At 69.7% G+C, this 23,287-nt stretch carries 22 protein-coding genes; 7 read left to right on the top strand and 15 right to left on the bottom strand.

What is annotated here, in order from left to right; translation table 11 throughout:
- Positions 1 to 2: 2 nt before the first annotated feature.
- Entirely contained in the window at positions 3 to 998 is a 996-nt protein-coding gene (locus FVQ89_RS10780; RefSeq protein ID WP_147901946.1) for a ketopantoate reductase family protein, read from the top strand.
- Here FVQ89_RS10780 and FVQ89_RS10775 read toward each other — a convergent pair.
- Positions 995 to 1,480, bottom strand: a complete 486-nt coding sequence (locus tag FVQ89_RS10775; RefSeq protein WP_147901945.1) for a hypothetical protein — start codon at positions 1,478 to 1,480, stop codon at positions 995 to 997. The two genes, FVQ89_RS10780 and FVQ89_RS10775, sit on opposite strands and share 4 nt — an antisense overlap.
- 46 nt (positions 1,481 to 1,526) lie before the next feature.
- Between FVQ89_RS10775 and FVQ89_RS10770 the strand changes: the two genes are divergently transcribed.
- Together FVQ89_RS10770 and FVQ89_RS10765 are read left to right on the top strand one after the other, a co-directional pair.
- Positions 1,527 to 2,390 (top strand): A/G-specific adenine glycosylase, encoded by an 864-nt coding sequence (locus FVQ89_RS10770; RefSeq protein ID WP_147902435.1) that lies wholly within the window; start codon positions 1,527 to 1,529, stop codon positions 2,388 to 2,390.
- A 39-nt stretch (positions 2,391 to 2,429) separates the two neighbouring features.
- Positions 2,430 to 3,293 carry an Fpg/Nei family DNA glycosylase gene (locus tag FVQ89_RS10765; protein WP_147901944.1) on the top strand — a complete coding sequence of 288 codons (864 nt, stop codon included), beginning with the start codon at positions 2,430 to 2,432 and terminating at the stop codon, positions 3,291 to 3,293.
- Between the two features lie 18 nt (positions 3,294 to 3,311).
- On the opposite strand, the gene FVQ89_RS10760 is transcribed toward FVQ89_RS10765, so the two are convergent.
- The 5 genes from FVQ89_RS10760 to nusA all read right to left on the bottom strand — a co-directional run bounded on the left by FVQ89_RS10760 (position 3,312) and on the right by nusA (position 9,057).
- Positions 3,312 to 4,364 (bottom strand): LLM class flavin-dependent oxidoreductase, encoded by a 1,053-nt coding sequence (locus FVQ89_RS10760; protein ID WP_147901943.1) that lies wholly within the window; start codon positions 4,362 to 4,364, stop codon positions 3,312 to 3,314.
- Between the two features lie 56 nt (positions 4,365 to 4,420).
- Complete coding sequence (gene rbfA / locus FVQ89_RS10755; RefSeq protein WP_147901942.1) at positions 4,421 to 4,861, bottom strand: 30S ribosome-binding factor RbfA; 441 nt, start codon at positions 4,859 to 4,861, stop codon at positions 4,421 to 4,423.
- Between the two features lie 64 nt (positions 4,862 to 4,925).
- Positions 4,926 to 7,631 (bottom strand): translation initiation factor IF-2, encoded by a 2,706-nt coding sequence (gene infB / locus FVQ89_RS10750; RefSeq protein ID WP_187265007.1) that lies wholly within the window; start codon positions 7,629 to 7,631, stop codon positions 4,926 to 4,928.
- 73 nt (positions 7,632 to 7,704) lie between these two features.
- Positions 7,705 to 7,983 (bottom strand): YlxR family protein, encoded by a 279-nt coding sequence (locus tag FVQ89_RS10745; RefSeq protein ID WP_147901941.1) that lies wholly within the window; start codon positions 7,981 to 7,983, stop codon positions 7,705 to 7,707.
- Between the two features lie 93 nt (positions 7,984 to 8,076).
- Positions 8,077 to 9,057 carry a transcription termination factor NusA gene (nusA, locus tag FVQ89_RS10740; RefSeq protein WP_147901940.1) on the bottom strand — a complete coding sequence of 327 codons (981 nt, stop codon included), beginning with the start codon at positions 9,055 to 9,057 and terminating at the stop codon, positions 8,077 to 8,079.
- 124 nt (positions 9,058 to 9,181) lie between these two features.
- On the opposite strand from nusA, the gene FVQ89_RS10735 reads away from it, so the two are divergent.
- The 3 genes from FVQ89_RS10735 (at position 9,182) to FVQ89_RS10725 (ending at position 12,644) form a co-directional block, all read left to right on the top strand.
- Complete coding sequence (locus FVQ89_RS10735; protein WP_147901939.1) at positions 9,182 to 10,648, top strand: sodium:alanine symporter family protein; 1,467 nt, start codon at positions 9,182 to 9,184, stop codon at positions 10,646 to 10,648.
- A gap of 69 nt (positions 10,649 to 10,717) precedes the next feature.
- Complete coding sequence (locus tag FVQ89_RS10730; RefSeq protein WP_147901938.1) at positions 10,718 to 11,263, top strand: RNA polymerase sigma factor; 546 nt, start codon at positions 10,718 to 10,720, stop codon at positions 11,261 to 11,263.
- Positions 11,264 to 11,270: 7 nt separating this feature from the next.
- Positions 11,271 to 12,644, top strand: coding sequence for a hypothetical protein (locus FVQ89_RS10725; RefSeq protein ID WP_147901937.1), 1,374 nt, complete (start codon positions 11,271 to 11,273; stop codon positions 12,642 to 12,644).
- Between the two features lie 8 nt (positions 12,645 to 12,652).
- Here FVQ89_RS10725 and FVQ89_RS10720 read toward each other — a convergent pair whose 3' ends face one another.
- The 7 genes from FVQ89_RS10720 to ispG form a co-directional block, all read right to left on the bottom strand.
- Positions 12,653 to 14,428, bottom strand: coding sequence for a proline--tRNA ligase (locus FVQ89_RS10720; RefSeq protein WP_187265006.1), 1,776 nt, complete (start codon positions 14,426 to 14,428; stop codon positions 12,653 to 12,655).
- Positions 14,429 to 14,464: 36 nt separating this feature from the next.
- Complete coding sequence (locus FVQ89_RS10715) at positions 14,465 to 14,920, bottom strand: hypothetical protein (RefSeq protein ID WP_147901936.1); 456 nt, start codon at positions 14,918 to 14,920, stop codon at positions 14,465 to 14,467.
- Between the two features lie 68 nt (positions 14,921 to 14,988).
- Entirely contained in the window at positions 14,989 to 16,791 is a 1,803-nt protein-coding gene (locus FVQ89_RS10710) for a choice-of-anchor G family protein (RefSeq protein WP_187265005.1), read from the bottom strand.
- Positions 16,791 to 17,468, bottom strand: a complete 678-nt coding sequence (locus FVQ89_RS14460; protein ID WP_187265004.1) for a hypothetical protein — start codon at positions 17,466 to 17,468, stop codon at positions 16,791 to 16,793. Before FVQ89_RS14460 ends, FVQ89_RS10710 begins: the two co-directional genes overlap by 1 nt.
- Positions 17,468 to 17,989: a signal peptidase I gene (locus FVQ89_RS10705; RefSeq protein ID WP_187265003.1), complete on the bottom strand. Its 522-nt coding sequence runs from the start codon at positions 17,987 to 17,989 to the stop codon at positions 17,468 to 17,470. Before FVQ89_RS10705 ends, FVQ89_RS14460 begins: the two co-directional genes overlap by 1 nt.
- A 61-nt stretch (positions 17,990 to 18,050) precedes the next feature.
- Positions 18,051 to 18,725, bottom strand: coding sequence for a hypothetical protein (locus FVQ89_RS10700; protein WP_147901933.1), 675 nt, complete (start codon positions 18,723 to 18,725; stop codon positions 18,051 to 18,053).
- A gap of 146 nt (positions 18,726 to 18,871) precedes the next feature.
- Positions 18,872 to 20,005: a flavodoxin-dependent (E)-4-hydroxy-3-methylbut-2-enyl-diphosphate synthase gene (ispG, locus tag FVQ89_RS10695; RefSeq protein ID WP_147902432.1), complete on the bottom strand. Its 1,134-nt coding sequence runs from the start codon at positions 20,003 to 20,005 to the stop codon at positions 18,872 to 18,874.
- Positions 20,006 to 20,089: 84 nt separating this feature from the next.
- Here ispG and FVQ89_RS10690 point away from each other — a divergent pair, with 84 nt between their 5' ends.
- Positions 20,090 to 21,322 carry a low temperature requirement protein A gene (locus tag FVQ89_RS10690; protein WP_147902431.1) on the top strand — a complete coding sequence of 411 codons (1,233 nt, stop codon included), beginning with the start codon at positions 20,090 to 20,092 and terminating at the stop codon, positions 21,320 to 21,322.
- Here the strand turns inward: FVQ89_RS10690 and FVQ89_RS10685 are convergent, their stop codons facing one another.
- A complete protein-coding gene (locus FVQ89_RS10685; RefSeq protein ID WP_147901932.1) occupies positions 21,323 to 21,919 on the bottom strand; it encodes a GNAT family N-acetyltransferase in 597 nt (198 codons plus the stop codon).
- Positions 21,920 to 21,958: 39 nt separating this feature from the next.
- Positions 21,959 to 23,284, bottom strand: coding sequence for an RIP metalloprotease (locus FVQ89_RS10680; RefSeq protein ID WP_255513565.1), 1,326 nt, complete (start codon positions 23,282 to 23,284; stop codon positions 21,959 to 21,961).
- Between the last annotated feature and the right edge of the window lie 3 nt (positions 23,285 to 23,287).

Below are 23,287 nucleotides of genomic sequence, written 5' to 3'. Positions count from 1 at the left end.
GCATGCGGATCGGCGTGATCGGGGCGGGAGCGGTCGGCGGGGTCTTCGCCGCGCTGCTCAGCGCTCAGGGCCACGAGGTGGAGGTCGTCGCGCGCGGACGGCAACTGGATGCCATCCGCGCCGATGGCCTCCACCTCGACGGCGGATGGGGCGACCATCTCGTCTACGTGCAGGCCGGCGAAGCGCTCACCTCGGTGCCCGAGCTGGCGATCCTCGCGACCAAAGCGCAGGATGCCGCGACGGCTCTGGCCGCGAACGCAGCACGGCTCGACGGCGTGCCCGTGCTCGTGGTCCAGAACGGACTGGGCGGGCTCCGCGTCGCCCACCAGGAGCTTCCCCGCTCTCCCCTGCTCGGCGGCCTCGCCCTCTTCGCCGCGTCGTATCTCGAGCCGGGACATGTGACCGTGACCGGGGCGAATCCGACGGTCATCGGCGCGGGACCGGGAGCTGACGACGCACTCCTGCGGACCGTCGCGGATGTCGTCGGCGCAGCGCTGCCGGTCGAGGTGACCCGCGACATCGTCGGCGCGCAGTGGACGAAGCTCCTGATCAACCATGTGAACGCACTGCCTGCCATCACCGGGATGTCGGTGCAGGAGGTCATCGCGGATGCGCCGCTCCGCCGGATCATGACCGCCAGCATGCGCGAGACGGCGCGCGTGGCGCGTCGCACGGGGGTGCGGTTCGGGCGCGTCCAGGGGATCTCCGGCGCGGTCATCGGTCTCGTGGGAGCCCTCCCCCTCGCGCTCGGCAGTCTGCTCCCCCGGCTCCTCGCCCGCCGCATGGGTGACGTGCCGAACCCGGGATCAACGCTCCAGAGCATCCGACGCGGTCAGCCGACCGAGATCGACTTCCTGAACGGCGCGGTCGTCGAGCATGCACGAGCGGCCGGCCTCGATTCGCCCGTCAACGATCGCATCGTCGAACTCGTACACGAGGTCGAGCGCACGGGCGAGTTCATCGCCCGCGACGACGTGATCAGGCGGATCCCGCTCTAGCGTCGACGCCGGGGCACGACGCACCAGTCGGAGAAGCGCCGCACCGCCTCCTCCGGATCGGAGATGTCGACCACGGCGTCCGCACGACGCGGCGGGTCGGCATCGATGAGATAGCGGCGCGCCGCCGGGTCACGCGGGTCGGGCTCCGGATCGGAACTCACCCACACGGAGAGGTTCCAGATGTCGACGATGCCGTCGGCGTGCAGGCCCGTGCCGTCGACCACGAGGATGCCGTCGCCCTCCTCGGCGCGGAACCCGGCGATCCCTGCCGAGCGGAACGCGGCGATCGCGGCCTCGTCGCCCAGCGTGAGGCGGGTCGCCCAGGCGCCCCGCCCGCGGAGCTCGTCAGCGAGGGCATCGGCCAGCGGCGCGGTCGGATCCCCCGGCAGCGCATCGATCGCGGCGGTGACCCGCCCGTGCGGATAGTTGTGCAGCAGTTCGTCCGCGAGGCCGACCGCGACCCCGTGGTACTCGTCCGTCATGCGCCCAGGGTAGGCGCTGTCGCCGTAACGTGGTGGGGTGTCGGAGATGGGCGAGCGGATCGCGAGCTGGTTCGCTGCCGGACACCGCCCGCTCCCATGGCGCGCACCGGACTTCCCCGCGTGGGGGGTGCTCGTGTCGGAGTTCATGCTGCAGCAGACGCCGGTCGCGCGCGTGATCCCGCGGCTCGAGGAATGGCTCGCACGCTGGCCGACGCCCGCGGATCTCGCCGCCGTGCCTCCCGGTGAGGCCGTGCGCGCGTGGGACCGGCTCGGCTACCCTCGGCGCGCGCTCAATCTGCATGCCGCGTCGGTCGCCATCACCGAGCGCCACGGCGGAATCGTGCCGTCGGATGTCGACGAGCTGCTCGCACTCCCCGGCGTCGGGCCGTACACCGCGCGAGCGGTCGCGGCGTTCGCGTACGGGTCGCGGGTTCCTGTGGTCGATGTCAACGTGCGTCGCGTCCTCGCACGTGCGGTGCGAGGCGTGGGTGAACCGGGACCCGCACGCACGAACGAGGAGCACGCACTCACGGAGGCGCTGCTGCCGGCCGATCCCGCCCGGGCGCGCCTCACGAACGCGGGCACCATGGAACTCGGGCAGACCGTCTGTACCGCCCGCGCGCCCCGATGCGACAGCTGCCCCATCGCCGACGCGTGTGCGTGGCGGGCCGCCGGATACCCCGCCTACACCGGCCCGGCTGCACCGCGGCAGAAGCCGTATGCGGGGTCGGACCGCGAGGTGCGCGGGCGGATCCTGCGCGAGCTGCGGGCGAACGAGCTGCCGGTGCCGCGCGACCGGATCGCCCAGCTGTGGACCGACGCGGATCAGCTCGAGCGGGCGCTCCGGGGACTCGTCGCGGACGGGCTCGTCGAGATCGGCGACGGCGGGTTCCGCCTTCCGATGCACTGACGCGATGCGGCGCGGCGCACGCTGAGGCACACTTTTCGCATGCCGGAACTACCGGAAGTGCACGCGCTCGCATCCGACCTGGATGCGCGCCTGCGCGGCCGCGTCATCGGCCGCCTCCAGGTGACGGCTTTCCCGGCGCTCAAGACCTACGACCCGCCGATCGAGGCGCTCTCCGGCGAACGGATCACAGGGGTCTCACGTCAGGGAAAGTTCCTCGACCTCGCCACCGACGGGGGCCTGCACCTCGTGATGCACCTCGCGCGCGCCGGGTGGATCCGCTGGCGCGCGGGCCAGCCGAAGACCTCCGGTCGCCCGGGGTCCGGCCCCCTCGCGGCGCGGCTCGCGCTCGACGACGGCAGCGGGTTCGACGTGACCGAGGCCGGCACGAAGAAGAGCCTTGCGCTGTATCTGGTGCGGGATCTGGGCGACGTTCCCGGCGTCGCTCGTCTCGGCCCCGATCCGCTCGCCGATGACTTCTCGCTCGAGCAGTTCCGTGGCATCCTCGCGGCGCAGGGTCGCGCCCAGCTCAAGGGCGTGCTGCGCGACCAGTCCGTCATCGCGGGGATCGGCAACGCCTACTCCGACGAGATCCTGCACGTCGCGCGCATGTCGCCCTACAAGCCGGCCGCGATGGACGACGCCGACTCGGCCGCCCTCTACTCCGCGATGCGCGAGACCCTCTCCGACGCCGTCGCGCGCGCCGACGGGGTCGCCGCCTCGGAGCTCAAGGCCGAGAAGAAGTCGAATCTGCGCGTGCACGGGCGGTTCGGCGAACCGTGCCCGGTGTGCGGGACGCGCATCGAGCAGGTGATCTTCGCCGACCGGACGTTCCAGTACTGCCCCGGCTGCCAGACCGGCGGCCGCAAGTTGAGCGACCGGGTGCTTGACCGACTTCTCAAGTAGCGGGTCAGGTCGAACGGCTTACTCCGTGAGGAGCGACTCCGCGAGCAGCTCGAGCGAGCGTTCGCGCCCGACGGCACGATCCATCAGCTCCCCGTCGCGCGCGCCCGCGCTCGGGGAGACCATCACCTCGTCCACCCCGAAGCGGTCCGCGAGGCGGCGGATGCTCTCGGCCGCATCCTGCGCCGCCCCGATGACCCACGTCGCACGCATCGCCTCGATGACCTGCGCCGCGGCGCTCGACAGCTCCTCGCGCTCGGCGGCCTCCACCGAATCGAGAGGTCGCAACGGCGAACCCGTGCGCAGACGCGCCATGTTCTGCAGAGCGGGAAGAGCGCGCGCATCCGCCTCCTCGGCGGTCTCTGCGACGACGACGTTGAGCGTCAGGAAGGTGCGGGGAGCCGCGAGGCATTCGCGCGGCCGGAACTCACCGCGATAGATGTCGAGTGCGCGCTGGGTGCCCTCGCCCGAGAAGTGGTGCGCGAAGACGTACGGCAGACCGAGCTTCGCCGCGAGATGCGCGGAGTAGTCGCTCGACCCGAGAAGCCAGAGCTCGGGCACTCCGCGGGCTGCGGGAGTTGCGCGCACCTCGTAGTCGCGGAGCCCGTCGCGGGTGTTCACCGTGATCGTGGCCCCGTCTCCGGCCAACGCGCGGATGTCACCGAGATGCTCCTCGAACCTGTCGACCTCGCTCGTCGGACCACTCGCGCGCAGCAGCGCCGTGATCACCGGATCGGATCCGGGGGCGCGGCCGATTCCCAAATCGATGCGCCCCGGGGCGATCGCCTCGAGCGCTGCGAACTGCTCCGCGACGACGAGCGGCGCGTGGTTGGGCAGCATCACGCCGCCCGATCCGAGCCGGATGCGGCGAGTACGTGTCGCGGCCGCGGCAATCAGCACAGGCGGCGTGGTGGACGCCACCGCGGGCATGTTGTGATGCTCCGCGAACCAGTACCGCGAGTATCCGAGCTCGTCGGCCCTCGAAGCCAAAGCGAGGGATGCCGAGATCGCGTCGGAGGAGGTCTGGCCGATTCGCACCGGCACGAGGTCGAGGACGGAGAGAGCGGGAGTCACCTCGGGCTCAACGCCCGCGGACGCCGGACGATTCCTGCCGGAGTCAGTCTTCGGAGTCAGTCTTCGTCGTCGTCGAGCTCGCGCGGCTTCACGTACGGGTCAGCCTCGCCCGCGTACTGCGCCTCCGACGCCAGCGCGGCCGCCTCGCGGTCGCGCTCCGATGCCTCCCGCAGCAGCTCCTCGATGTGGGCCGCGTTCTCGGGGATCCCGTCGGGGATGAACTCGAGGCTCGGAGTGAGGCGCACGTTGAGGTTGCGCCCCACCTCGGTACGGAGCATCCCGGTCGCGGCGGTGAGCGCGGCGGCGGAGTTCACCCGCTCCTCGTCGGTGCCGTAGACCGTGTAGAAGACGCTCGCGTGCTGCAGGTCGCCCGTCACGCGCACATCCGTGATCGTCACGAACCCGAGGCGCGGATCGCGGATGCCGCGCTCCAAACGTCGGGCCACGATCTCCTTGATGCGGTCGGCGAGCTTCGCCGCCCGAGGGTTCTCACCCATGGATCTCTCCTCTCCGAGAGCCGACGACGGTGCCGGAGCCTCGCCCCGGCACCGTCGTTATCACTCAGCCGCGCGGCTTCTCGACCAGCTCGATCGTCTCGATCTCGTCGCCGACACGGATGTCGTTGAACTTGCCGAGACCGATACCGGCCTCGTAGCCCTCACGGACCTCGGTGACGTCGTCCTTGAACCGGCGGAGCGACTCGATCGCCAGGCCATCGGCCAGCACGACACCCTCGCGGATGACGCGCGCCTTGGCGTTGCGGGTGATCGTGCCGCCCTGCACCAGGACACCGGCGATGTTGCCGAACTTCGACGAGCGGAACACCTCGCGGATCTCGGCGAGACCCGACTGGACCTCCTCGTACTCGGGCTTGAGCATTCCCTTGAGGGACTGCTCGATGTCCTCGAGCGCGGCGTAGATGACCGAGTAGAAGCGGATGTCGATGCCCTCGCGCGCGGCACGCTCGCGGGCCTTGACGTCGGGGCGCACGTTGAATCCGATGACGATCGCGTTGTCGATCGTCGCGAGATCCACGTCCGACTCGGTGATCGCACCGACACCGCGGTGCAGGATGCGCAGCTGGACCGAGTCGTCGACCTCGATCTTGAGCAGCGCCTCCTCGAGTGCCTCGACGGCACCGGAGACATCACCCTTGATGATGAGGTTGAGCGAGTCGACCTTGCCCTCTTCGAGAGCGCGGGTGAAGTCCTCGAGGCTGATGCGCTTGCGGGCCTTCGCCAGCTGGGCGTTGCGCTCGACGGCTTCGCGCTTCTCGGCGATCTGACGCGCCGTGCGGTCCTCCTCGGTGACGAGGAAGGTGTCGCCGGCTCGGGGCACGGTCGAGAGACCCTGCACCTGCACCGGGCGGGAAGGCCAGGCCTCCTCGACCGCTTCGCCGTTCTCGTCGTGCATCGCTCGGACGCGTCCGTACGCGGTTCCCGCGACGATCGCATCTCCGACGCGCAGGGTTCCGGACTGGATGAGCACCGTCGCGACCGCACCGCGGCCCTTGTCGAGCTTCGCCTCGATCGCAACACCGCGGGCGTCCTTGTTCGGGTTCGCGCGCAGGTCGAGACCGGCGTCGGCGGTGAGCAGCACCGCGTCGAGCAGGTCGTTGATACCGATGGCGTTGAGCGCCGAGACGTCGACGAACATCGTGTCGCCGCCGTACTCTTCCGCGATGAGACCGAACTCGGTGAGCTGCTGACGAACCTTCGCCGGGTTCGCGCCCTCCTTGTCGATCTTGTTCACCGCGACGACGATCGGCACGCCGGCCGCCTGCGCGTGGTTCAGCGCCTCGACCGTCTGCGGCATGATGCCGTCGTCGGCCGCGACCACCAGGATCGCGATGTCGGTCACCTGCGCACCACGGGCACGCATGGCGGTGAACGCCTCGTGACCCGGGGTGTCGATGAAGGTGATCGCGCGCTCGATGCCCTCGTGCTCGGTCCACACCTGGTAGGCGCCGATGTGCTGGGTGATGCCGCCGGCCTCACCCGCCACGACGTTCGCCTGGCGGATGGCGTCGAGCAGCTTGGTCTTTCCGTGGTCGACGTGACCCATGACCGTGACGACGGGCGGGCGGATCTCGAGGTCCTCGTCGTCCTCGTCCTCGAGCTCCTGCTCGAGATCGAGACCGAAGCCCTCCAGGAGCTCCTTGTCCTCATCCTCGGGGCTCACGATCTGGATCTTGTACCCGAGCTCTTCACCGAGGATCGAGAACGTCGCCTCGTCGAGCGACTCGGTCGCCGTCGCCATCTCTCCTAGGTGGAAGAGGGCCGTCACGAGGGCGCCGGGCTGGACGGTGAAGCCCGTCAGACTCTCCAGCTTGTCGGCGAGGTCCGAGATGGACGCACCCCGACGCAGGCGGATCGCACGCGATCCGTCGCCACGAGGGATGCTGACGCCGCCGAGCTGCGGGGCATCCCGCATCTCGAATTCGGCGCGCTTCGTCCGCTTCGACTTCCGTGCACGCGACTTGCCGCCGCCCTTACCGAAGGCACCCGCGGTGCCGCCACCGGGGCCACGACCGCGGCCACCACCACCACCCGGGCGGCCGGCGTACCCGCCACCGGGGCGCTGGAATCCGCCACCGCCTGCGCCACCACCCGGACGACCGGCGCCACCGCCACCGCCCGGACGCTGCTGGAACGGGGCGCCCGGACGCGGAGCACCCGGACGGGGAGCACCGGGGCGCGGGGCACCCGGGCGCGGAGCACCGGGACGCGGAGCGGCCGGACGCGGGATCGCGCCACCGCCGCCACCCGGACGCGGCATGCCCTGGGAGGACGAGTACGGATTGTTGCCGGGGCGCGGGGCGCCCGGACGGGCCATGCCCTGGCTGGGTGCGTAGGGGTTGTTGCCCGGACGCGGGGCGCCGGGACGCGGGCCTGCGGTTCCGCCGGATGCCGCGGGGCGCTCCTCGGCCGCGGGGGCTGCGGGCGCCGCGGGAGCGGCGGGGGTCGCCGAAGCCGGCGGGGCGGCCGGAGCCTCGGGCTCAGGCGTCGTCTCTGCAGCGGGCGCGGGGGCGGGCTTGGGCGCCGCTGCCGGCTTCGGGCCGGGCTTGGGTGCCGGCTTCGCCTGCGTCTTGGGCGCGGTCGCGACGCCGTCCGCCTCGAGCGCCGCCTTCAGACGACGCGCGACCGGCGGAGCGATCGACGAGGACGCGCTCTTGACGTACTCGCCCATCTCCTTGAGCTTGTCGAGCGCGATGTTGGATTCGATGCCGAGTTCGCTTGCGATCTCGTGCACGCGGGGGTTGGCCACAATTCTCCTGTCTGGAACCGCTCCAGGCAGGAGCGGACGTTATCGGTGGAGGGGTCTCATTTCGAGCCGCTCATTAGTTGTCCATGTGCCGTTCAGCCTGTTCTTCAGGGACTGGATAGAGGTTTGTCAGTTCCGTGGCGTCGAGCGAACCGGTCACGCGCAGTGCACGCCCGAAAGCGTTCCTGCGGATGGCGGTCCGCACGCACCCGGGATCCGGGTGGACCCAGGCGCCACGGCCCGGGAGTCGCGCCGCGGCATCCACCGCGACTCGTCCGTCACGCGCCACCACCCTCACGAGTGAGAGGCGGGGAGCACGCTGCCGGCAACCCAGGCAGGTTCTGACGGCTTCCATCCTACCCCCTCCCCTGCTCTGTTTTCCCGCGCTAGACATGGCTCCGACCGGATGGACACCGCCGCGCGGGTGTCTATCCGGTCACAGACATGTCTATGACTCGATGACAGAGTCGGGTTGGATGTCGATTCGGGCTCCGGTGAGCTTCGCGGCCAGACGGGCGTTCTGCCCCTCCTTGCCGATCGCGAGCGAGAGCTGGTAGTCGGGAACGAGCGCGCGGACCGCCTTGAGGGCCGGATCCACCACCACCGTGCTCGTGACCTTCGCAGGACTCAACGCGTTGCCGACGAATGTGCCGAGGTCCTCCGACCAGTCGACGATGTCGATCTTCTCGTCGTTGAGCTCCGAAGTCACCGCGCGCACACGGGCGCCCAGCTCGCCGATGCACGCGCCCTTGGCGTTGATGCCCGGCTGGGTTGCGCGAACCGCGATCTTCGTGCGGTGCCCCGCCTCACGGGCGAGCGACGCGATCTCGACCGCGCCGGAGGCGATCTCGGGCACCTCGAGCGCGAACAGCTTGCGCACGAGCCCCGGATGAGTGCGGCTGACCGTGATCGACGGACCCTTCAGACCCTTCGCGACGCTCGTGACGTAGACGCGGATGCGCGAGCCGTGCGCGTACTCCTCGCCCGGCACCTGCTCCTCGGGCGGCAGGATCGCCTCGACGGTGCCGAGGTCGATGTGCACCATCCGCGGATTCGGCCCCTGCTGGATGATGCCCGCGACGATGTCGCCCTCGCGCCCGCGGAACTCTCCCAGCACCTTGTCGTCGCCGATGTCGCGGAGGCGTTGGTTGATCACCTGCTTCGCGGCGAAGGCTGCGATCCGCCCGAAGTCGTCGGGGCTGTCGACCGCCTCGCCGATGACCTCGCCCTCGTCGTCGAGCTCCGGAAGGTAGATCGCGACATGCCCCGACTTGCGGTCGAGCTCGGCCCGGGCGCCCGACTCCGGGCCCTTGCCCGTGTGCTTCAGGTATGCCGTGAGAATGGCCTGCTCGATGATCTGAACCAGTTCGTCGAAGGGGATCTCCCGCTCGCGCTCCATCAGCCGTAGTACGGCGAGGTCGATGTCCACGTCAGCCTCCGATATTCAGATCTCTGCACCCGTCCGCAATGGGTGCGACCGTCAACTCTACCGGAGCCGACGTGGATCTTCAGCACCCCTTCCGTTCAGCCGGTCGGCCATCAATACTGGCCGCATGGATGTCGTCGATGCCGTCGTGGTCGCCTCGGGCGACGCACTCTGGACATGGATCGTGCTGCCGCTCGTCGCCGTGCTGGGTCTCTACTTCACGATCCGCAGCGGGGTCGTGCAGTTCCGCCTGATCCCGGAGATGTTCCGCACGCTCACGAACCGCACCCCGCTCACCCCCGACGGCAAGCCGCAGTCGGTCTCCGCGTTCGGTGCATTCACCATCTCGGCGGCCTCGCGCGTGGGCGTCGGCAATATCGCCGGAGTCGGCACCGCGATCGCGATCGGAGGGCCAGGCGCGGTGTTCTGGATGTGGACGATGGCGTTCATCGGCGGCGCATCGAGCTTCGTCGAGTCGACCCTCGGCCAGCTCTACAAGGTGCGCGACGCCGACGGATTCCGAGGCGGCCCGGCCTACTACATGCAGTACGGCCTGCGAGCGCGCTGGATGGGCGTCCTGTTCGCCGTGATCCTCATCCTCTGCTTCCCGTTCGCCTTCAGCTCGCTGCAGGCCAACACCATCAGCGCGACGGTCGCCGCGACGATCGCGCCCGACGGCGGCGCGGATACGATCCCGTGGATCGTCGGCGTCGTGCTCGCCGTCCTCACGGCGCTCGTCGTGTTCGGCGGGGTGCGGCGCATCGCCTCCGTCACGCAGGCGGTCGTGCCGCTCATGGCGCTCGGGTACCTGCTCATCGGGCTCGTCATCGTCGCCCTGCACGCCGATCAGGTGCCGGTCGTGTTCGCGTCGATCTACCAGCAGGCCTTCGGCGTCAACGAGGTCGTGGGCGCGACGCTCGGCACGATCATCATGACGGGCGTCAAGCGCGGGATGTTCTCCAACGAAGCGGGTCTCGGCTCGGCCCCGAACGCGGGTGCGAGCGCCGCTGTCACACACCCGGTGAAGCAGGGGCTCGTGCAGACGCTCGGCGTCTACTTCGACACGTTCCTCATCTGCTCGATCACGGCGTTCATCATCCTCGTCTCCCAGCCCGATCTCGCCAGCGCGGAGCGGGGCATCTCGCTCACCCAGACCGCGATCACGAGCACCCTCGGCGACTGGTCGAGCGTTCTCCTGAGCGTCATCGTGTTCCTCCTGGCGTTCAGTTCGATCCTCGGCAACTACTACTACGGCGAGTCGAACATCGAGTTCGTGACGCCGCGTCGCGGTGTGCTCGTGGTGTACCGCGTGCTCGTGGTCGTGGCGATCTTCGCGGGCTCGATCGCCTCCGCGGGCCTCGTGTGGGATGCGGCCGACGGCATCATGGGCCTCATGGCGGTCGTCAACCTCGTCGCGATCGCCCTGCTCTCCGGCGTCGCATTCCGACTGCTGCGCGACTACAGCGCCCAACGTCGTGCCGGGCGAGATCCCGTGTTCACCCGAGACCGCCTCCCGGAGCTCTCGGGGGTGCAGTGCTGGGACGACGAGCTGAGCGTCACCGGCCCGCTCCCCGTCGTCGACCACCATCGCTGAACAGGTCGACGCGCGCCGCGCGCGAAACGTTGGGCTTGTCGTCGTCATCGACTGCCGGAGACTGGAATCATGCCCGACGCGCGCGCCGAGTTCGATTCCGTCTACCGACGGCATCTTCCGGCGGTGAGCGCATACCTCGCCCGGCGCGTCGCGAGTGACGAGGTCGAGGATCTAGCCGCAGACGTCTTCGCGATCGCGTGGCGGAAGCGGGACGCCGTGACGCCCGGTGAGGAACTCCCCTGGCTCTACCGCATCGCCTCCTACCAGGTGGCGAACCTCCGCCGACGTGCGGCTGTCCGAGCGAGTGCACTCGCGCTGTTCGCCGCACCGGATTCCGCACCGCCCGCGGACACGTTCATCGATCGCGACCCGGAGCTCGCGGCGGCGTGGCGGCAGCTCAGTACGACCCATCGCGAGGTGCTCGCGCTCGTCGTCCTCGACGGCGCGACGGTTGCGGAAGCGGCGATCGCGCTCGGCGTGAGCGCCAACGCCCTCAGCATCCGCCTCCATCGCGCCAAGCGCGCCCTCGCCGAACAGCTCGGAGGCCCGCGCCGAGAACAGGCCGGGGATGCGGCAGATGCGCCCGATGAAAGATCTGCCGGCACCGCGACATAGACAGGGTATGGATCACCACACCGACCCGACCGAGCGGCTCCGAGCCGCCGCGGGCGCCCCTGCAGCTCCCGCCCTCGACTCGGCCCTCATCGCCGAGGCTCCCGACCGCCCCGCGCCCCGCCTCGTGCGTCACGGTCGCCTGGCTCGCGGCGCCGGAATCGGCGTGACCGCACTCGCCGCTGTGACTGTCGGCGCGCTCGTGATCACGAACCCATTCGCCGCCCCCAAGCCGCTGTTCGCCGCCGCGGCGGCTGGAGGAGACGGAGGCGCGGAGGCCTCCGCCTCGGCGGATGCTTCCCGGATCGCGATGTGGGTCGATTATGACTACGTCGCGGGAGACGGGCTCTCATCCAACGGAGGTCGCGGCACCGTCTACGAGCTCCGGCGCAGCGGCGACCCCGCCGTCGTGGCCGAACGGATCGCCTCCCAGTTCGCACTCGACGGGTCCGCCGAGCTGTCGCAGTACTCCACTCCGGACTATCCGAGCTACGTCGTCGGTCCGGAGGACGGCAGCGGCGCGTCGCTGACCCTCTCATGGGCCGGATCGGGCGACTGGTGGTACAACGATCCCGCCGCGTCCCCCGCCCCGGTGTGCATCGATGTGCCCGTCGACTCCGAGGATGAGGAGGCCGGCAGCTATCAGGAATGCACGACCCCCGAGGTCGCGGAGTCGGCCGCACCCGGTGAAGCGGAGGCGCGGGAGCTGGCTGCACGCCTGTTCTCGGCGACCGGGCTGGCCGTCGAGGCCTCCGACGTGATGGTCACCGCCGACGAGACCCAGACCTACGCGTCGGCGACGCTGACGATCGACGGCACCTCCACGGCCCTCGAGTGGACGGTCGCCTGGTCGCCGCTCGGCTCGATCTGGTGGGCAAGCGGGCATGCGGTGGAGGCAGTCGCGAAGGGCGAGTACGACACCGTGTCGCCCGTCGACGCCGTCGGCCGCCTCGAGGACGGCCGCTGGTTCGGCGCCGCGAGCCCCGAGTACGGCGGGGGCGTCATGTACGCGGCCGACTCACTCGTGCGCGGCGCGGGGACGGAGGACTCGGGCGACTCGGATGCGCTGACGACACCCGCTCCCGCGGAGCCCGACGAGCAGCCGACGGTTCTTCCCGAGCCGGAGCCCGGGCTGGAGCCCGAGCCGGAGCCCGGTGTCGAGGAGCCGCTTCCGACGCCGGAGTCCGTGGTGGTGACGCTCGACCACGCCGAGTCGACGCTCCTGCTCCTGTGGGATGTGGACGGCAATGCCTGGCTCGTCCCCGGCCACGCCTTCGAGGATCCGGACCAAGGCTTCTGGACCTCGGTCGTCTCGCTCGTCGAGGGCGTCATCGCACTTCCCGACCCCGCGCAGGTGGAGCCCATGCCCGCCGAGGTGCAGTAGCTCGCCTCTCAGGCGGAGGTGATGCTGCGAATCCGGTCGACGAGCTCGGTCGCCGGAACCTCGACACGCTCTCCAGAACGGCGGTCCCACAGCTCGACGACGCCGTCGGCGGCCCCCCGACCGGCGATCACTATCGTCGGCACGCCGAGCAGTTCCGCGTCGCCGAATTTGACCCCGGGCGAGACCTTCGGACGGTCGTCGTAGAGCACGTCGAAACCGGCACCCTCGAGTTCCGAGGAGAGACCGGATGCGAGCGAGAATGCGGCGTCGTCCTTCCCGGTAGCGACGACGTGCACATCGAAGGGCGCGATACCTCGGGGCCAGAGGAGCCCCCGGTCGTCGGCGGTGGTCTCGGCGATCGCGGCGAGGATGCGGGTGACCCCGATGCCGTACGAGCCCATCGTGACGGTCACGAGCTTGCCGTTCTCGTCGAGGACTTTGAGGCCGAGAGCCTCCGCGTACTTGCGCCCGAGCTGGAACACGTGCCCGATCTCCATGCCACGCGCGAGTTCCACGGGACCCGACCCGTCGGGTGCCGGGTCGCCCGCGCGCACCTCCGCGATCTCGGCGCTGCCGTCGAACGTGAAGTCGCGTCCTGCCACGAGGTCGAACACGTGCCGCCCCTCGACGTTCGCGCCGGTGATCCAGGCCGTGCCGTCGACGACCCGCGGGTCGCCGAGGTATCGGATCGCGGATGCCGACTCCTCGCCGAGCACGGGCCCCGTGGGCGACCACGGACCGATGTAGCCCTTCACGAGCACCGGGTTGGCATCGAAGTCCGCCTCGGTCGCGGGCTCCACTTCCGCGGGCGCGAAGGCGACCTCGGCGCGCTTCAGGTCGACCTCGCGATCACCCGGGACAGCGACGATCACGAGCTCTCGGCGGCCATCCAGATGGGTGAGAGCGAGCACCACGTTCTTGAGGGTGTCGGCCGCCGTCCAGGGGCCGGCATCGCGCGGGATCTGCGCGTTCGCCACGTCGACGAGCGTCGCGATGGTCGGGGTGTTCGGGGTGTCGTGGATGACAGCCGCGGGCAGGTCGTCGAACGGCCTCGCCTCGGGAGCTGTCGTGGTGAACGCCTCGACGTTCGCCGCGTATCCTCCGGCAGAGCGCACGAAGGTGTCCTCCCCGATGGGCGTCGGGTGCAGGAACTCCTCCGAGCGCGACCCGCCCATCGCACCCGCATCCGCCTGAACGATCACGTAGTCGAGTCCGAGACGGGCGAAGATGCGCTCGTAGGCATCGCGCTGGGCCTGATACGAGACGTCGAGTCCTGCGTCGGTGTAGTCGAAGGAGTAGGCGTCCTTCATCGAGAACTCGCGCCCCCGCAGGAGCCCCGCACGCGGACGCGCTTCGTCGCGGTACTTGTCCTGGATCTGGAAGATCATGAGCGGGAGGTCTTTGTACGACGAGTAGAGGTCCTTCACGAGCAGGGTGAACGCCTCCTCGTGGGTCGGCGCCAGGAGGTAGTCGGCGCCCTTGCGGTCCTTGAGGCGGAAGATGTTGTCGCCGTACTCCTCCCAGCGGCCGGTCGCCTCGTAGGGCTCCCTCGGGAGCAGCGCGGGGAACAGCACCTCCTGCGCACCGGCCGCCGCCATCTCCTCGCGGATGACCTTCTCGATCTTGGCGCGCACCCGCAGCCCGAGCGGCAGCCAGGCGAAGATCCCCGGAGCCTGGCGGCGGATGTATCCGGCGCGGACGAGCAGCTTGTGGCTCGTCGCCTCGGCGTCGGCCGGGTCTTCCTTCAGGGTGCGGACGAAGAGCTGGGACAGGAGCGTGGGCACCCGATCACTGTAGCCGCGTCGACCAGGGCCGACGGTTCACTCGGAGGCGGGCAGGACTCCCGCGTGAGGCGTCAGAGTGCTCCACGCATCCACCTTCTCCAGATCGCCGGGCGCGGGCGAGCCCTTCGCCGGGTTCAGGAAGAGCACCACGCGCTCACCGACAGGGATCGGGTCCTCGCTCGGCTGGGGCGCATCGGCTACGCAGTAGTCGCGCGGCGCTGCCGCCCAAAGCTCGTCGGCGTCGAAGTCCCCCTGCCGAACCTCCTCGATGCTCACCCGGTGCAGTTCCGCCTGCCCCGACAGCAACTCGATCGTCCGCGTCGCGGGCTCCGCGACTCCTACCACCACCAGGGTCGCGCTCGCCGCCATGTCGTCGGCGTCGGCGAAGTCGACCCACGATACGCACGTCTGCGGCGTGCCGACGCATCCGGAGAGCGCGGGTGCTGCGAGGAGCAGCGCGAGAGAGGCGATGGCGAGTCGTCGAGGGCTCATATCCGTCACGGTAGCGAGCCGGATCCTCGCCCACGACCCAACGTTTCGCAGCGTCCCCGATGCGACGCTCAGCGGAGGGTCTGGGGTCCCACCGCCGACGATGCCGCCCACAGACCCAAGAGGCTCGTCGGCCCGTTGACGGCACCGACGTGCAGCGCACTCACCATGTATCGGCCGGAGAGCGCCGTGATCGGCGGGCCCACGGATCCGGTCTGATCAGGCTGCGCGTTGAGCGTGACCTTCACGAGGAGCGCAAGCTGATCCAGGACCGGTTCGAGCGCCGTGATGAAGGCCGGAATAGTCGACCCGGTGAGGGTCGCGAGCGCCGCGGTGGTGCTCGCCGAGAGGCTTGTGAGGATGGGCGTCACCACGATCCCGCCGATCGCGGGACGGACCGTGTTCTGCACCGCGTTGATGATCGGCGTCGTGACCGTCGAGAGCAGCGTGTTGAGGGCGGTGAGCAGGGCGCCGGTCTGACCCGGCACCAGGGTCACGCTCGTCGACACCGTCGGCGCCGGGTACCCGGAGGCGCCCGTGAAGCCCCCGATCGTGCCACTGAAGAGGGAGTCCACGCGGAGGACCTGCGGAACGGTCACAGGCACGATCACTGTGACGGTGGCATCGAGGAGAGCGACGACTCGCACCGTGATCGCGGTGTTGAGGATCGCGGTCGCGACCGCCGGTTGCAGGGTGTTCGTGACGAAGTTCCCGAGCACCGTGCTGAGACGGGCCATCAGGGCGTTCAGCACCGCGGGGGTCAGCACCGAGGTGTTCGGTGCCCGCCCGTTGAGGCCGTCGCTGTCGGCGTAGGCCTCGCCGACGAGCGCCGCGAGGTCGGCCGTGATGCGTCCCGTCGACAGGTTGATCGTGACGACGCCGTCGCTGATGTCGTTCGTGATGAGCGCGCGGACAGAGGTCAGATCGATCGTGCCCGCGACAGTGACGGTGACGGCGTCGGGATCGACGGTGACACCCGCGATCCCGGCGAAGGCAGTCGTCAGCAGGGAGGCCACACTCGAGACGACGGATGCGCTCACGCTCGCGTTGAGGGTCGAGTTCAGGGTGGTCTGGAGCCCGGCGAGCGTCGCATCGGTCGAGGTCCCGAGCCCGGATGCGAGATCGCTGGTGAGGCCGAGGTCGAGCGCCGACGCGAGATAGTCGCGATCGAGGTGGGTCGAGAGGCTGGCCTCGTTCCACGCGACCTCGCATCCGTCGAGCTCGGCGACCGAGCCGACCGCCCCGATCTCGAGGTCGACGTCCGACAGGCGCGACACCGGAGTGCCGAGACCCGGCAGGACGGCGTCGAGCACCTCCGAGAGCCGGAGCGTTCCGAGGCGCGGGGTCGACGCGGTCGGGGTGTCGAGCGAGACGAGGCCTCCCGCCTGGCTCGTGACCGCTCCGGACGCCCCGATCGCGATCCCGTTGCTCGTCGCGCGACCGTACTGGGTGTACGAGCCGGTGCCGGCGTCGAGGGGGAGCACGACGCCGGCACCGAGGTCGAGTGAGGAGAGGGCGGACAGCCCGAGCGCGGCCGACCACGCGTCCGAGCCGAGCGACGTGACGGGAGCCGCCTGGCTCGTGCCGGTGCTCGTGGTCGCGGGGGCGACATTCGTGACGGTGATGCCGTCGGTCGAGGCGATCGGGTCGAGCGACGCCCCCGAGACGGCACCGGTGAGCACACGCCCCCAGGCCACGGAGTCCATCGTCGCGGACGCCGAGCAGTCGAGCGCGGCGACGTCGGCGGTGTCCCACTCCTCGTCGACCCACGCCGCCGCACTCGCGTTCACCGTGGTGCCGACCAGCAGCACCGCGAACACGGCCGACGAGGTGACCGCGATACCGGTCCGCGCCCGTCGGTCGCCCCGAGCCATCAGACTCGCCTCCCCCGAATCCGCATTGCGATCCCGATGACGCCCATCAGGACCGCCACTGCAAGTGGCGCGGTCGCCGCGGCGCCCGTCGCTCCGAGCGCCGCTGTGCCGCTGCCGCCCGCGCTGGGGTCGACCCCAATCGTCTCCAAGTCGCCCACGGCCGAGAACGTGAGCTGGAACTCCGCCTCTCCCCCTTGCAGTTCCGCGGGAGTGGCATCGGGGAGTGCGAGGGTCACGAGCAGATAGCGATCGGAATAGTTGACCAGCTCGCCCATGTCGAGCGTCTCGGGCGAACGGAGCAGCGCGAACGGCGTCTCGACCAAGTGGGTGCGCTCGCCGGCCGGGCATGTAGCAGTCGCACCGAGCAGCCATGGCGCTGCACACTCATCGATGTCGACCGTCAGACCGCCCGGATGCTCGGCAAGGCTTCCCGCGCTCTCGATCGTCAGATCAAGATCGCCGTCCGTCTCCGCTTCGAGCGACGTCGTCACGAGCCAGTACACGCTGTCCCCGGGCTGAAGAATGACGTCGTCTGGAAGGTTCTCCTCTTGGAGAGTCAGCAGACCCGGCTCACCGTCATCGACGTGGTCCATACGGGTCGCGGACGCCGGGCCCGCGGAAACGGTCGCGAGACCCAGGCCCACCATGAGCGCTGCGGCGATGGTCAGAGCACGCATCAGGCCACCTCCGTCCGACGCCGCGCATGCGCCGGATTCCGCCCCTGGGGCCACCACGCCCACAGCACGAGCAGACTGACGAACCCCGCAAGCAGCGGGATGGCGCCCTCCGACCGCGCGAGGACGACGAGATCGCCGCCCCATGGGATGCCGCCGAGGACGATACCGACCCGGTTGGCGAGGTACGGCTTCGGGTCGACCTGGTCATTCGCATCACCCTTGAGGGTGAGCGAGACGCCGTCTCCCGCCGCGGATGTCGAGACCACCCGGTGCGTGACCGACGCGCCGTCGGCGCGCCGCACGGTGACGATGTCACCGGCAACCGCCTCCGACGCGTCGGCGTCGCGCACGAGCAGAACCGATCCCGTGGGGAAACCCGGGGACATGGATCCGGTCTCGAGTCGTACGAGCCGCATGCCGAGGAACGGCGCAAGAGCGGCAAGAAGCACGACCAGTCCGATGAGGGCAGCCGCCGTGACGGCGCCCGTGCGCGCCCGCCGCGCGAGCCGATGCCATCGCATCGGTTCACGTGGACGCGCGACGTGTGCGGCCGTCGCGGGCCCGACGTGGGACGTCATGATCTCAGGCGGTGACGGACACCGCGTCGAAGTGCCACACCGTCGATGCCGTCGCGCCCTGGAGCGTGTCGTCACCGGCGAATGAGGCCGGGAAGGTCAGCGCGAAGCAGACCACCTGCTCGACGCCGGGCGTCGACTCGTCGGCCGCCGCGGCGAGCGAGAACGTCCCACCCGCGGAGGCGTCGAGTGCAGACCCGAGTGCCTGGAGCTCTGTTCCCGTCGAGGCGTACGAGCCGGCGGTGCAGCCCGTCGTGTCGTTCATCACGCGGGCGCCGTAGGTGAGGGCGTCCTCGAGCGAATCGGCGACCACCGAGGTGTCGGCTCCGAGTGTCAGGTCTCCCCCGAGCGACCCCGCGACCGTGCGGAGCCTCACGTATCCGTAGACCGTGTCGCCCGGAGTCAGCTGGACTGCCTGGGCGCTGAAGTCGATGACGTTCGCCTCGGGCTGGGTCTCGTAGTCGTCCCACACGGTGTCCCCCGCGGCGAACTGCTGTACTTCGAAAGTGGATGCACCGACGCCGGCGTCATTGCCCACGCCTCCCGTGATCCACTCGGTGTCAGTCCACGCCGCAAGCGACGGGACAGTGATTCCGGCCACGAGTACGACGCTGGCGGCGCTGATCGCGAGAACGCGATCACGCGTGCGCCCACGGCGCTCGGCGACTCGAGTTCCGGGCATGATTTCCCCCTTGATCTCGTTCGGGAGATCGGGAGCTGGCGGCGTCCGGTCGGACGTCGTCGTCCTGATCCTTGCGCCGATGCTAAGCGGGGTGTAGAGGAAGGTGGTGATCGCATTTTGGGGCTGGACATGCCCCTGCATAAGTGCTAATTAGTGATGACCTGGGGCGCGCCGACGGGTGCGTCGGCACCCATCTCGTCCGCGATCCGGTTCGCTTCCGCGATCAACGTCTCGACGATCTCCGACTCGGGGACGGTCTTGATGACCTCGCCCTTCACGAAGATCTGACCCTTGCCGTTACCGGATGCGACTCCGAGGTCCGCCTCGCGCGCCTCGCCCGGGCCGTTGACGACGCATCCCATGACGGCGACGCGCAGCGGCACCGTCATGCCCTGGAGCCCCTCGGTGACCGAGTCGGCGAGCGTGTAGACGTCGACCTGGGCGCGGCCGCAGGACGGGCAGGAGACGATCTCGAGCTTGCGTTCGCGGAGGTTGAGCGACTGCAGAATCTGCAGGCCCACCTTGACCTCCTCCGCGGGAGGCGCGGAGAGGGAGACCCGGATCGTGTCGCCGATGCCCTCCGAGAGCAGGATGCCGAACGCCGTCGCCGACTTGATGGTGCCCTGGAACGCGGGGCCCGCCTCCGTGACTCCCAGGTGCAGGGGCCAGTCGCCGCGCTCGGCGAGCATCCGGTACGCCTTGACCATCACGATCGGGTCGTTGTGCTTCACGGAGATCTTGAAGTCGTGGAAGTCGTGCTCCTCGAAGAGGCTCGCCTCCCATACAGCGCTCTCCACGAGGGCCTCGGGCGTCGCCTTGCCATACTTCTCGAGGAGGCGCTTGTCGAGGGAACCGGCGTTCACCCCGATGCGAAGCGACACGCCCGCGGCTTTCGCCGCTGCGGCGATCTCGCCGACCTTGTCGTCGAACTGACGGATGTTGCCGGGGTTCACGCGGACCGCCGCGCACCCCGCATCGATCGCCTGGAACACGTATTTCGGCTGGAAGTGGATGTCGGCGATGACCGGGATCTGACTTTTCTTGGCGATGATGTGCAGCACGTCCGCGTCGTCCTGGCTCGGCACGGCGACACGAACGATGTCGCATCCGGAGGCCGTCAGTTCGGCGATCTGCTGCAGGGTCGCGTTGATGTTGGTCGTCGGCGTCGTGGTCATCGACTGCACGCTCACCGGGGCGTCACCGCCCACGAGCACCTTGCCGACACGGATCTGCCGCGACTTCCGTCGCGGGGCGAGGGTCTCCGGTGCGGGCTTGGGCATCCCGATGTTCACTGCGGGCACCCCTCCAGCTTAGGACCGACTCCGCGACGACGCCGGACCCGCTGCTACTCTCGCGCCGTGACGATGCCGACCCTCCAGCACGGACTGCGCCGCGCGATCGGCCGCGATCCCTCGGAGCCGCACCGCACCGCGACCCCGCTCGAGCTGCTGTACGACCTCACCTTCGTCATCGCGTTCGGCGCGACCTCGACCCAGTTGGCTCACGCGATCGCATTCGGGCACACCGTCGACGGGCTCCTCGCCTTCGCCTTCACCACGTTCGCGGTCAGCTGGGCGTGGATCAACTTCTCCTGGTGGGCGTCGGCGTTCGATACCGACGACTGGTTCGTCCGCATCTGCACCCTCGTGCAAATGGTCGGCGTGATCCTGCTCGCTCTCGGCATCCCTGAGGTGTTCCAGAGCGTGGAGCACGGCGACTTCCATAACGAGGTCATGGTCACGGGGTACGTCATCATGCGCCTCGGCCTGCTCCCGCTGTGGATCCGTGTGGCCGTGCAGGATGCAGCGCGCCGATCCGCCGCGACCGTCTACGCCGTGACGCTCGTGACCGCTCAACTCGGCTGGATCGTCGTCGCGGTCTCCAACCTCAGCATCGGCTGGACGTTGCTTGCCACCGTGCCCCTCTACGTCGTGGAGACCGCGGGGCCGGTGATCGCCGAGCGCCGCTTCGGAGGCACGCCGTGGCACCCGCATCACATCGCGGAGCGGTACGGGCTGCTCGTGATCATCACCCTCGGTGAGGTCGTGTTGGGCACAGCGACCACCATCGGGGCCGTGGTCCAGAAGACGGGGTGGTCGATCGATGCCGGCCTTGTGGCTGTCGCGGGTATCGCCCTCGCATTCGCCCTCTGGTGGGTCTACTTCAGCATGCCGTCCGGATACGTGCTCGAGAGATTCCGCGATCTGGGATTCGTGTGGGGATACGGCCAGATCGTGCTCCTCGGGACGCTGGTCGCGACCGGTGCGGGGCTCGAGGTGGCAGCGCTCGCCACCCAGGGAGAGACTCCGCTGCCGCCGGTGGCAGCGGCAGCAGCCGTCGTGATCCCCGTGGCTGCGCTGCTGCTGACCCTCTTCGCGCTGTACTCGATCCTGCTCTCGACCGTGGACCCGTTCCATGTGATGCTCTTCGCGGCCGCGATCGTGATCCTCGGCGCCGGCGTGCTCGCCGCTTGGGCCGGTGCATCGATCTGGGCGTGGCTCGGGATCGTCGTCCTCGCACCGGTCCTCGTGGTCGTCGGCTACGAGACGATCGGGCATCGCCACCAGGCGCAGCAGCTCGAGCGGCTCACCGGCTGATCAGGCGAAGTCGCGCCGCATCACGAGCCGCCGAAGCGTCGGACGGGAGACGACCCGCATTCCTGCGGCCTCGAACATCGGAGGCGTGCCCACGAAGAGCTCCCCCCAGATCTCCTGCTTGCCGGGCGCGAGCTCTTTCGGGTACCCCTCGACCGCGGCGGCTCCGTTGCGCTCCGCATGCCCGACGGCGGCGACGGCGAGGGCCGTGCTGACCCCGCGCCGCCGGAAGCCCACGCGAACGGCGAAGCAGACGATCGCCCAGACCGTGTCGTCGGCGGGATCCTCGTCGCGACCGCTCCAGGGGATCCGCGTGCGGGCGAGTCGCACGTAGTGCGAGCGGGGCTCGACCGCACACCAGCCCACCGGTTCCTCCCCCAGGAACGCGACAAGACCGCTCGTGGGCGCACCGGGATGACCACACGAGGTCTGCTCGCGCAACCGCGCCTCACGCTCCTCGCGCGGCATCGACGAGAACTCGCGATCGCGGGCATGGAACCACTGGCACTGACAACGTGCCGCCTCACCCCGGCTGCCGAGTGCCGTCTGCAACTGCTCCCACGACACCTGGTCTGCCGTCACCACGCGGATCTCGTCCATGGCGACATCCTCGCCCGCACCACCGACGGGCGGAAGGGGTCAGCCGAGAGTGATCGGGTTCACGATGTCCGCGTAGATCAGCAGCACGCTCGAGAGCCCGAGCACGATGACGATCGCCATCGTGAGGGGAATGAGACGCGCGATGTCGACGGGTCCGGGGTCGGGGCGGCCCCGGATCTTCGCGATGCGTCGGCGGATCGCCTCCCACAGCGCGCCTGCGACGTGCCCTCCGTCGAGCGGCAGCAGCGGGATGAGGTTGAACACGAACAGAGCCACGTTGAGCGCAGCGAGCACCTGCAGCAGTGCGGAGGCGCGATCTGCGACAGGCGCGGAGTCGAGCGAGGTGATCTCGCCCGCAAGGCGCCCGACCCCCACGACGCTGATCGGTCCGTTGGGGTCGCGCTCGTCGCCTCCGAAGGCCGCCTGGGCCACCTGCACGAGCCGCTGGGGAAGGGTGACGATGATCTTGCCGACCGACACCGAGTTGTCCCACACCGCGGGCAGCACGGCCGTCACCGGCTGCCGTACCGTCTCGGTGGCGAAACCCACACCGATGAATCCGACGGCTTCCGTGACAGTCCCCCCGGACGAGTCCACCACCGCATTGCCGTCGGCGTCGGTGACGGGGCGCTCGGTGAGGAGCGGCGTGACCTCGAGGGTCAGCTGCTCGCCGTCACGGTCGACCACGAACGGGATCGTCGTTCCGGGATGATCGCGAATGAGCTCGCTCGCCTGCTCCGCACTCGTCACCGGGGTGCCGTCGATCGACATGAGACGGTCGCCGGGCAGCAGGTCCGCCGCGGCCGCGGGCGCCACCGGGTCCGCATCCGTGCACTCGGTCTGCGAGCTGTCGGTGGCGATGCAGGCGCTCACGCTGCCGAGCGTCGTCGAATCCTGCGGAATGCCGAACCCGCAGAGCACCACGCCGTAGAGCACGATCGCGATCACGAGGTTCATGAACGGGCCGCCGAGCATGATGACGATCCGCTTGTGGACCGGGAGCCGGTAGAAGACGCGATCCTCCTCACCGACGGTGATCGACTCCGCGGACTGCTCTCGCGCATCCTGAACGAGCGTGTCGAGGAATCCGGTGCTGGCGGTGCGGGCTCCACCGCCGTCACGCGCAGGCGGATACATGCCCGCCATCGAGATGTAGCCGCCGAGCGGGATCGCCTTGACCCCGTATTCGGTCTCGCCCTTGCGTCGCGACCACAGCGTCGGACCGAAGCCGATCATGTACTGGCCGACCTTCACACCGAAGAGCTTCGCGGGCACCAGGTGCCCCAACTCGTGTAGGCCGATCGAGATCGCGAGCCCGAGCGCCACGACGACGATGCCGAGCACGTAGAGCAGCACGGTTTCCACGGC

It is taken from the genome of Homoserinibacter sp. GY 40078 (genome assembly GCF_008017545.1).
Taxonomy (GTDB): domain Bacteria; phylum Actinomycetota; class Actinomycetes; order Actinomycetales; family Microbacteriaceae; genus Homoserinibacter.
This window is presented reverse-complemented; position numbering and strand designations above follow the sequence as displayed.